The sequence below is a fragment of the Lentzea sp. NPDC020367 genome (assembly GCF_044387305.1).
Classification (GTDB): Bacteria; Actinomycetota; Actinomycetes; order Mycobacteriales; family Pseudonocardiaceae; genus Lentzea.
This window is the reverse complement of sequence record NZ_JBIRVV010000020.1, coordinates 102,953-108,952: the sequence shown is the minus strand read 5'-3', so window position 1 is coordinate 108,952 and position 6,000 is coordinate 102,953. Positions and strand designations below refer to the sequence as shown.

At 67.4% G+C, this 6,000-nt stretch carries 5 protein-coding genes; 3 read left to right on the top strand and 2 right to left on the bottom strand.

The genetic code is table 11. The annotated features are described in order from the left end of the window. Positions 1 to 470 precede the first annotated feature (470 nt). A complete protein-coding gene (gene ftsY, locus ACH413_RS43320; RefSeq protein WP_360048477.1) occupies positions 471 to 1,757 on the bottom strand; it encodes a signal recognition particle-docking protein FtsY in 1,287 nt (428 codons plus the stop codon). A gap of 120 nt (positions 1,758 to 1,877) precedes the next feature. On the opposite strand from ftsY, the gene ACH413_RS43315 reads away from it, so the two are divergent. Beyond that, complete coding sequence (locus ACH413_RS43315; RefSeq protein ID WP_360048568.1) at positions 1,878 to 3,008, top strand: anhydro-N-acetylmuramic acid kinase; 1,131 nt, start codon at positions 1,878 to 1,880, stop codon at positions 3,006 to 3,008. Then, positions 2,996 to 4,555 carry a sodium:solute symporter gene (locus ACH413_RS43310; protein WP_360048479.1) on the top strand — a complete coding sequence of 520 codons (1,560 nt, stop codon included), beginning with the start codon at positions 2,996 to 2,998 and terminating at the stop codon, positions 4,553 to 4,555. The genes ACH413_RS43315 and ACH413_RS43310 overlap by 13 nt, the downstream gene beginning before the upstream one ends. Here ACH413_RS43310 and ACH413_RS43305 read toward each other — a convergent pair. Further along, the gene (locus ACH413_RS43305; RefSeq protein WP_360048480.1) at positions 4,505 to 5,428 is read right to left on the bottom strand and encodes a GNAT family N-acetyltransferase; all 924 of its coding nucleotides are present in this window, start codon (positions 5,426 to 5,428) and stop codon (positions 4,505 to 4,507) included. The two genes, ACH413_RS43310 and ACH413_RS43305, sit on opposite strands and share 51 nt — an antisense overlap. 90 nt (positions 5,429 to 5,518) lie before the next feature. Between ACH413_RS43305 and ACH413_RS43300 the strand changes: the two genes are divergently transcribed. Next, positions 5,519 to 5,968, top strand: coding sequence for a tetratricopeptide repeat protein (locus ACH413_RS43300; protein WP_360048482.1), 450 nt, complete (start codon positions 5,519 to 5,521; stop codon positions 5,966 to 5,968). Positions 5,969 to 6,000 lie beyond the last annotated feature (32 nt).

Sequence of the window (6,000 nt, the reverse complement as noted above, 5' to 3'; positions counted from 1 at the left end):
GAGTCGCGCCACAGCTCTTGCTGCATCAGGTCAGGGGTGTCAACTCGACACGCTTTTCGTCGAGTTGACACCCCTGACCTGATGTGGCCCGCTCTTGGTGCGGCTCGTGACGGGACCCCACCGCCAACGCAACCCTCAAAGCAACGCGCAGCCGCCCAAAGCAACAGGCGTGCCATCAACCCGCGAGTGGCGCGGACCCCCCGATCAGATTGCCGGGGGTCTGGGGGCAGAGCCCCCAGGGGAAGCACGCAAGGCGACCAGGCCGCCCGCAAGGCGACCACCAGCAAGGTCGCGGCCCACAAGGTAACGACCCGCCCGGTGTCCACCCGCAAGGTCGCCGCCCGCAAGGTCGCCGCCCGCACGGTGACCCACCCAGCCGGTCGCGCACAGCACCGATGACCACGCTGACGCAGGCGTCCCCCCGATCCGGGAACCCCTACAACTCAACCTACTCAGAGGGTCCGACAAGATCAGCCGAGCAGAGCATCCACAAAAGCCCCAGGCTCGAACGGCGCCAGGTGGTCGGCGCCTTCACCAAGACCGACGAGCTTCACCGGCACGCCGAGTTCGCGCTGCACCTGAAAAACAATCCCGCCCTTGGCCGTACCGTCCAACTTGGTCAGCACGATCCCGGTGATGTCCACCTGCTCGGCGAAAACCCGAGCCTGAGTCAGCCCGTTCTGCCCGGTGGTCGCGTCCAGGACCAGCAGAACCTCATCCACCACGGCCTGCTTCTCGACCACGCGCTTGACCTTGCCAAGCTCGTCCATCAGGCCCTTCTTGGTGTGCAACCGCCCAGCGGTGTCGATCAGCACCGTGTCGACCCCGGTGTCCATCCCCCGCTTCACCGACTCGAAGGCCACCGAAGCCGGGTCCCCACCCTCAGGCCCGCGCACGGTCTCCGCGCCGACCCGCTTGCCCCAGGTCTCCAACTGGTCGGCGGCAGCAGCACGGAACGTGTCCGCGGCACCAAGCAGAACAGTCCGACCGTCCGCCACGAGAACGCGCGCCAACTTGCCGGTGGTCGTGGTCTTGCCAACGCCGTTGACACCCACCACGAGCAGCACGGCGGGCTTGCCGGCGTGCGGCAGCGCCTTCAAAGACCGGTCCATCCGAGGCCCGAGAGCGTCGACCAGCACAGTGCGCACCAACGCCTGCGCCTCAGCCTCGGTCCGCACGCCAGCGCCGGCGATCTTCGAACGCAACGTCGAGACGATCTCGGTCGTCAGCGCCGCGCCCAGGTCCGCGATGAGCAGCGTGTCCTCGACGTCCTGCCACGAGTCCTCGTCCAGGTCTCCGGCGCCCAGGAGGCCCAGCAGCGACGTGCCGAACGCGTTGCGCGACTTCGAGAGCTTGCCGCGCAGCCGTTCCAGGCGGCCGGAGGTGGGCTCGATCTCCTCGACCTCGGACGCCTCGACGGGCAGGTCGACCTCGACGAAGCCGCGCTTCGCCGAGTCGCGCGGCACGGAGGCGTCGTCGCCCACGCCCGGCTGGCCGTCGACCTCGGTGCGGTCGGCGACCGGGTGCTCGACGGGAGTCACCTCGGCGACGGCCACCGCTTCGGCGGCACTCGCTTCGGGGGCGGCCGGGGTCAGCGAGATCCCGGACGACGCCTGGTATCCGCCAGGCCTCGGCGCCTCCTCCTTCTGGGTCAGGCTGATGCGACGGCGACGCGTCAGCACCACACCGGTCACCAGCGCGGCGATCAGCACGACCGCCACGACGACGAGGATCAGGACAAGGGAGGACGTCGGCACGAGCTCATGCTTTCACAGACCATCATGTGACCTGTCAACCATGTATTGCTCATTTAGGCGAAGATTTCACCAAGGCTCTTGCGTCCCGCCACGCTGTGGAATAGACCACACGTCGTGAGGGTGATCGGACTGATTTCCGGCACGTCGATGGACGGCATCGACGTCGCCGTCGCCGACCTGTCGATCAACGGTGACGTGGTCGAACTCGTGCCGGTGCAGTGCGCCGAGCACCCCTTCCCCAAGGACCTGCTGGAGAAACCGCGGGACCTCGCCGAAGTGTGCGCCTTCGACACGTCGCTGGGGCAGGCTTTCGGCGAAGTCGCCGCCGGGTACCTGCCGGCGGACCTGATCTCCTCGCTCGGGCAGACCGTGCACCACGAGGTCCAGGACGGCGACTGCCTCGGCACCCTGCAACTCGGCCAGCCCGCCTGGATCGCCGAACGGACCGGCGTCCCGGTCGTCGCCGACCTCAGAGTCCGCGACGTCGCCGCAGGAGGCCAGGGAGCCCCGCTGGCCTCCACCCTCGACGCGCTGTGGCTCGCCGGCATGGCCGAGGACGCGCCCGCGATCGCGTTGAACATCGGCGGCATCGCCAACATCACCGTCGTCAGACCCGGCAGCCGGCCGATCGCCTACGACACGGGCCCCGGCAACGCGCTGATGGACGCCGTGATGGAGGTCCTGAGCAACGGCGAACGTCGCCAGGACACCAACGGCGAGTTCGCGAGAAGAGGCACCGTCAGGGAAGACGTGCTCAAGAAGCTCCTCGCCGACCCGTACTACGCGAAGCCGTGGCCCAAGTCGACGGGCAAGGAGCACTTCAACGCCGAGTACCTCCAGGGCTTTCCCACGGTCCAGGCCGAGGACATGCTCCGCACGCTCGCCGAACTCACCGCGCGCACTATCGCGGACGCCTGCCGCGCCCACGACGCGAGCGTGGTCGTCGCGTCCGGCGGCGGCATGCGCAACCCGGTGCTCGTCGAGGCGCTCACCCGAGCGCTCGACCCCGTCCCGTTGAAGATCAGCGATTCACTGGGCCTGCCGCGCGACGGCAAGGAGGCCTACCTCGCCGCGCTGCTCGGATTCCTGACGTGGCACGGGATCGCGGGCAACACGCCGTCCGCGACCGGTGCGTCCGGACCGCGGCTGCTCGGCAGCATCACGCCCGGCAACGGGCCGCTCAGGATGCCGGAGCCCGTCACCACCGCCGTGACCAAGCTGAATGTGGGGGACCCGAAGTGCGCGGACTAGACCTCGCGATCATCGCCCTGTTCCTCGTCGGGATGCCGTTGCTCGGCATGTGGATCGGCGGCAGGCAGAAGTCGTCCACCGACTACTTCGTCAGCGAGAAGCGCATCTCGTGGTGGGTCGTCTGCCTGTCGGTCGTGTCCGCGGAGACCTCGACGCTCACGGTGCTGAGCGTGCCGGTGATCGCGTACATGGCGACGCCCGCGCAGGGCGGCATGACGTACCTGACGCTCGCGCTCGGCTACATCGTCGGCCGGATCATCGTCAGCTTCGTGCTGCTGCCGCGCTACATCGCCGGTGACCTCGTCACGGCGTATGCGTTCCTGGGCAAGCGATACGGCAACGGCATGCGCGCCACGGCGTCCGTGACGTTCCTCTTCACGCGACTGCTCGCGGACGGCATCCGGCTCTTCGCCACAGCGATCCCGATCAAGCTCGTGCTCGCGCAGTACGGCATCGACGCGAGCTACTGGGCGATCATCCTGGCGCTCGGCATCGCGATGGTGTTCTACAGCTTCTTCGGCGGCGTGCGCGCGGTCGTGTGGGTCGATGCCATCCAGATGCTCTGGTACGTGCTCGGTGGCGTCGTGGTGATCTGGTGGCTGTCGGGTCAGCTGCCGGACGGCTGGTTCTCGAAGGCCGTCGACGTCAACAAGTTCCAGATCTTCGACTTCACCTCGTCACCGCTCACGGGCGCGTACCCGTTCATCGCGGCGTTCTTCGGCGGCGCGCTGCTGTCGATGGCCTCGCACGGTGCGGACCAGTTGATCGTGCAGCGGCTCATGTCCACGAAGGACGTGAAGTCCGCGCAGAAGGCGTTGATCGCCTCCGGTTTCGTGGTGTTCCTGCAGTTCGCGTTCTTCTTGTTCATCGGCGTGATGCTGTGGGCGTTCTACAACGGCGTAGACCCGGTGAAGAACCTGAAGCTCGGCAACAAGGACGAGCTCTTCGGCTACTTCATCGTCAACTCGCTGCCGTCCGGCCTGTCCGGCTTCGTGATCGCCGGCATCCTCGCGGCCGCGCTGTCGTCGTCGCTGGGCGCCCTGGCCTCCAGCACGGTCACCGACGTCTACGAACGCATCCGCAAGACCCCGATGACCGACGACGAGCGCCTGCGCCACGGACGGATCTGGACCCTCGTGTGGGCGGGTCTGCTGATCGTCTGCGCGGGCCTGTTCGCCTCCTCGAACAAGACCACGGCGGATCCGATCGTGGTGCAGGCGCTCGGCATCGCCGGCTACACCTACGGCGCGCTGCTCGGAGCCTTCCTCCTCGGCCTCATCTTCAAGCGCGTCACGCAGGTGGACGCGATCATCGCGTTCGTGTCGACGGTGCTGGTCGTCGGTTTCGTGATTCTCGGTGTCAAGTTCGCCGGCAGCACGCCGACGATCGACTTCGGCAAGGCCACCGCTGACCTGAAGTCCTTGACCGGCTGGTGGAACACGCCCCTGGGGGTGGCGGTCACCTTGCTCGTGGGTGGGTTGTTGTCATTGCGGCATTCACGCGGTGTGGCGGTACGCGACGAGCTCGATGTGAAGGCGGAATCCTAGTCGGGCGAACATGTTCTGCGACGACTCGTTGCCCGCGTGGATCGACGCGGCGGCCTGCGGCCTGGCACCGTGGTCCGCCGCGAGTTTCCACAGCAGTTCGGTGATGAGCGCAGCGCCCACGCCCTGACCGCGAACATCGGGTTCGACGGCCACGAAGTCGACGTAGTACTCCTCGGGCTGGGCTTTGCCCGCGGCGTACCCGAGCACGCGCCGGCCGTCCATGGCGACGACGATCGTGCGCTTCTGCGGATCGGATTCGACGAGTTGCTTCCCGGACAGGTAGGTCCGCGGGAAACATCGCTCGTGCAGGACCGCGACGGCCTCGTGCACGAACCGATCTGTCGGGAGGACGCGCATCTCGCGGTCGCTGGGACATTTGGCGTCCCTGAGCAGCAACGTGCGCAGGTCCCCGTTGTCGAGTATGTGGATGGCACTCGCCTTGCCCGCGCTGAAGGCGTGCCTCTCGGCGAACGCCGCCAGTCGCTTGTGGGCTGTGTGCCCGTAGAGCTCGAGATCGGAGATGCCGGTGAGGAGCTCGGTGGCGCGCCGGAACATCGCGTCGGCGGTCTGGTCCCAGATGCGGCTGCCCGCGGGGTGGTTGACCGGTACGTCGACGAACGGTCCGTGCAGCCACGCACGACCGAGCTCGGCGTCGATCTCCACGCTGAGCATGCCGGTGATGTTGTCGTCGGCGTCGACGGCCACCACCGTGCAGTCCGCCCAGCTGGGCTCGAACTCGCCGAGCTCCGCGCGGAGCTCTTCGACTGTCTCACCGAGGTACCCGATGTGATGCGCGTTGTCGGCCTGGAGCCGGACCAGCAGCGCCATCGTGGCGCCGAGGTCGCCAGGTTCGGCGAAACGGATGTCGTACATAGAAGGAATGGTTGCTCGCACGGCCGTTCGAAGCGAGGGAGTTTTCCGCGGTCTCAGGTCACGATCGTGCGGCTCTGTAAAATGGCGTGGATGTCGTCCGTCCGAGACCTCGAAGAGCTGGCAGCCAGGAACGCGTTGGCGCAGGCCAAGGCCCATGCGGGTGACTTCAGGGGAGCCGCCGCCGAGTTCAGGTCGCTCGTGAGGGACCACGTGGCCGCGGTGGGCGCGGACGATCCACGAACTCTCGCCGTTCGCCTGAACCTGGCGCAGGTGCTCGGCACCGCCAAGCAGTACGGCAAGGCCATCGAGGTCTGCGCGCCGCTGCTGCGCGACCAGACCCGCGTCCTCGGTCCCGAGCACGACGACGTAATGGAGACCACTCAGCTGCTGGCGAACCTTCGCTACCAGGCCGGTGACGCCGAGGGAGCGGTCGAGGATCTGGAGCGGTTGCTGGCGGCCCTGTCCCGCGTGCTCATGCCCACCCACGACCGGATCGTCAAGGTGAAGCGCGAGATCGCGTACTTGAAGCGCCCTACATGACGTAGGAGACAACACTCACACCGGGGCACTGC

Coding starts and splice junctions, on each gene's coding strand:
- ACH413_RS43305 (WP_360048480.1), bottom strand. CDS start 5,428: ATGTACGACATCCGTTTCGCCGAACCTGGCGACCTCGGCGCCACGATG.
- ACH413_RS43300 (WP_360048482.1), top strand. CDS start 5,519: ATGTCGTCCGTCCGAGACCTCGAAGAGCTGGCAGCCAGGAACGCGTTG.